This is a genomic window from Bradyrhizobium sp. S69 (genome assembly GCF_009766005.1).
Classification (GTDB): Bacteria; Pseudomonadota; Alphaproteobacteria; order Rhizobiales; family Xanthobacteraceae; genus Bradyrhizobium.
Genome location: NZ_LMUK01000055.1, coordinates 1 through 3,768 on the forward strand (window position 1 = coordinate 1; position 3,768 = coordinate 3,768).

Genomic DNA, 3,768 nt, shown 5'->3' on the forward strand with positions numbered 1-3,768 from the left:
CCGAACAGCGGTCCTGCAACGGGGGGCACGTCGGTGACTATCACCGGCACTTCATTCACCGGGGCGACCGCTGTGAAGTTCGGCGGAGCCGCGGTGACGTCCTTCACTGTCAACAGCGCGACGTCGATCACCGCGACCTCTCCCGCCGGCAGTGGCACGGCGGATGTGACGGTGACGAATTCGGGCGGCGCCAGCGCCACCAGTTCGGCGGACCGGTTCGCGTATGGGCTGGTGACGACCACGGCAGCGCTGTCGTCGTCGAAGAACCCGTCAAGCTTTGGACAATCGGTGATATTCACAGCGAAGGTGATCGGATTCTCATCAACCGGAGCGGTAACCTTCTTCGACGGCGGCATTCAGATCGGCACAGGAACACTGGCAGCCGGCACGGCCGCCTTGACAACATCTTCGCTCGCCGTGGGCAGCCATTCGATTACGGCGAAATACGGCGGCGACTCCCAAAATGTCGCCAGTACATCGGCCGCATTGACGCAGCAGGTCGGAGTACCGACGGACAGCATCAAACTGCGCGAAATGCAGATCTCCGTGACACCGATAGTCGCGCAAATATCGGGGCAGGCCATTGTCGGCGCGGTCGATGGCGCTATCGATGCCGGCTTCAGCGACAACCCAACGGCTCTCCTGCCCAACGGCGGTGGTTTCACGTTCCATATCGCTCTGGACCAGCCCGACGCCGACGTCGTCGGAAGCAGGATTGGTGCAGGCCACCCCGCCAATGGGAGCGGGTACGGCGGCAGCAGGGTTGAGGCGGGCAGCCTCGCCAATGGGAGGCAGGGCGGCAATGGTGCCCCGCCCGGAACGCGCCTCATTGACCTGCCGATCCTCCCGCTGCCGCCCGGTTCGGGCATGCCTTCCCTTGGCGAAACGCGGTTTTCGCCTGACGAAGTGATGTTACAAACCGCCTCCGAGATGACGCCGCAGCAAATCGCCGGCTTTGCCCAGCGTTTCGGCCTTTCCATTTTGATGCAACAAACCAGCGGCATGCTGGGCCGCACGGTTTATACTTTCCGCATTGCCAACGGGCGATCCGTGCGCGAGGTGATCCGCGCAGTCGAGGCTGCCGGACTCAATGCCGCGGTGCAGCCCAATTACACCTATGGCCTGACCCAAGATCGAAGCGAACCGAAAGTCAGTTTGGGCGATCCGGCGCAATACATCGTGAAGACATTCCATCTCGCCGACGCCCATCGTATCACCCAGGGTGACAATGTTGTTATTGCAGTGATCGATTCGGAAATCGACTCCAACCAACCCGATCTCGTCGGTAGGGTTACGAACCGGTTCGACGCCGGCTGCGGTGTGTCCTCCGCCGATGCGCACGGCACCGGGATGGCCGGAGCGATCGCCTCCCATGTCCATCTGTTGGGCGTCGCCCCGCTCGCAAACATCATCGCAATCTGCGCTTTTGGCGGCGCGGGCCAACCCCAATCGAGTTCCTTCAAAATTATAAAGGGACTAGACTACGCGATCCAGCACGGCGCCAGGATCGTCAACATGAGCTTCGCTGGGCCACCCGATCCAGCACTCTCACAGGCGCTACAGATTGCCCGCGAGAAGGGAGTCCTTTTGATCGCCGCAGCTGGGAATAATGGCCCGAAATCATCGCCACTTTATCCAGGCGCTGATCGAAGTGTTATGGCCGTCACTGCAACCGACGAAAACAATCAGCTGTTCAAATATGCAAACCAGGGGAAATACATCACCGTTGCGGCACCAGGCGTCGATATTTTGGTGCCGGCGCCCGAAGGGGGGTTGCAGTTTACAACTGGCACCTCGGTTGCAACCGCCAATGTGAGCGGCGTTGCGGCCTTACTGTTGGCTCACAAACCGTCCCTCAAGCCAGAAGAAATTCGCGACATTCTGGTGAGGACAGCCCAGCATCTCGGAGCCGCAGGAATTAATCCGCAATTCGGAGCCGGCCTTGTCGATCCACTCAAGGCGCTCGAATTGGTCGTTTCGGAGAAGCCGGAGACGGAACAGGATAGCGTCAAGCACCTCCTCGCTTCGTTCGATGCAAGCGGCAACCGCGTCGACGATGATTTCTCCGCAATCGGCTTTGCCGCCATGGACCGCACCGTGACCAAGGTGCCGTCTCCCGCTGCACCGTCGCGCAATTGGCTTGCCTGGATCGACGTGCGAGGCACCGATCTCAGCCGAAATACGTTCGGCAGCGATCTTAGTGGGACGCAGGTCAACGCCATCGCTGGCCTCACGCACAAGCTGATGCCGAACTTCCTGGTTGGCGCGTTCGGCGGCTACGAGACCTTCGACTACACCTCGACCAGCCTCAACGGCCGCCTCAAGGGCGATGGCTGGACGGTCGGCAGCTATCTCGGATGGAAGATCCTGCCGACGCTGCGCTTCGATGTCACCGCGGCCTATTCCGGTATCGGCTTTGACGGCCTCGCCGGAACCGCACAGGGCAGTTTCAGTGGCAATCGCTGGCTGGTCGCGAGCGGTCTGACCGGGCTCTACAAAGTCAATGGCTTCGACATCGAACCTTCGGCTAAGATCTACGGGCTATGGGAGAACGAGAACGCCTACACCGACTCGCTGGGAACGGCGCAAGGCGCGCGCGACTTCGTTACCGGCCGCATTTCGGACGGCATCCAGTTCGCCTATCCGTTCAACCGGATCTCAAGCATCACCCTGATGCCCTTTGTCGGGCTCTACGGCGACTACTATTTCAACAACGACAACGCAACGCTTGCCAGCGTCGCCCCGCTGGGCTCCACGCCGATCTTGTCCGGCTGGTCGGCGCGTGTCACCACCGGGCTCAGCTCGCGCTTATCCAACGGCGTCACGACGATGATCGGCGGCGAGTATGGCGGCATCGGCAGCAATACGCAGATATGGACTTTCCGAGGCCGCAGCAGCGTTCCGTTCTAAACACCTTTGCACAAGAGAATTGAGGCTCCGGCAGACCGCAATCGAATGGGCGACCCGCATGTCCGAACGGCAACGAACGGGACGACTTGCCGCTACAGCAGGCAGGTCACGAAAATGGAACTGGTTTCTGACGACGAAATCGCTTGGCGTGACCGTGCCGTAAATTCTCTTGCGCCGACGATGCGATCGAAAGGCCACGCCGATTTCCGTTTTTGATGGCACACCCGTTCTTCAAGGGCACCCGGGAAGATCTGTCGTGACAACCGCCTGAATTTAGTTGGAGCGCGACACGCCGATGGCGTTCAATAGCGGGGTCGAGGCGCGCGCCTGGTTGAGCCAGAACGATCCGCAATGCATCGTGCTCGAATACATGGTTGACGAAACGCGGCCAGCCGTCACCGCGGGCCGGTATCGTTTGCCGAAGGCAGAGGAATAGCGATGCCCCAATGGAAGACGCCCGGGGCGATTGTCATAAAGGTTTGCAGCGTGGCATCTCTCGGCCTGATCGCTTACGCTGCATTGGGGCCTGCAAAATGGCAATTGCGCCCCATGCTGGGCTGGAAAACCGAACACTTCCTTGGCTTACTGTCCCGGCACGATCACCCGTTCGCGGGGGTGGATGATCCGGAACGGCTGGCGGTAAGGCCGCTTGCGTGTGAACGACGCCACGGTGGTGGTCTTGGCCGCGGCGCTTTCGGCGGCAAGTTCGTCCTCGGTCGCTGCGTCTCCAGTTCCTAAAGCGTCAACTCGAGCTGATCCAAAGTATCGCTCCGGCGAGGGCCGCCTTGCGCGGAGCGATAGAGGGTGAAGACATAGGCGTATGACTGACCATACGCCTGATTCGAAGGTCTCCCGACT

The 3,768-nt window shown here is 60.7% G+C and carries 2 protein-coding genes and 2 pseudogenes; 3 read left to right on the plus strand and 1 reads right to left on the minus strand.

The features are described from left to right. Positions 1–33 precede the first annotated feature (33 nt). From GSQ88_RS35855 to GSQ88_RS30500, 3 genes and pseudogenes are all read left to right on the plus strand, one after another. Positions 34–165: pseudogene (locus tag GSQ88_RS35855) on the plus strand (IPT/TIG domain-containing protein); the annotation flags it as partial. Between the two features lie 123 nt (positions 166–288). After that, positions 289–2,910, plus strand: coding sequence for a S8 family serine peptidase (locus GSQ88_RS30495; RefSeq protein WP_246785133.1), 2,622 nt, complete (start codon positions 289–291; stop codon positions 2,908–2,910). Between the two features lie 295 nt (positions 2,911–3,205). Beyond that, positions 3,206–3,346 carry a hypothetical protein gene (locus GSQ88_RS30500; protein ID WP_159011628.1) on the plus strand — a complete coding sequence of 47 codons (141 nt, stop codon included), beginning with the start codon at positions 3,206–3,208 and terminating at the stop codon, positions 3,344–3,346. Between the two features lie 155 nt (positions 3,347–3,501). On the opposite strand, the pseudogene GSQ88_RS35080 reads toward GSQ88_RS30500, so the two are convergent. Further along, positions 3,502–3,686: pseudogene (locus GSQ88_RS35080) on the minus strand (IS66 family transposase); the annotation flags it as partial. Between the last annotated feature and the right edge of the window lie 82 nt (positions 3,687–3,768).

What these genes read in the sequence shown, in the direction of transcription:
- GSQ88_RS30500 (WP_159011628.1), top strand. Translation starts at nt 3,206, where the DNA reads ATGGCGTTCAATAGCGGGGTCGAGGCGCGCGCCTGGTTGAGCCAGAAC.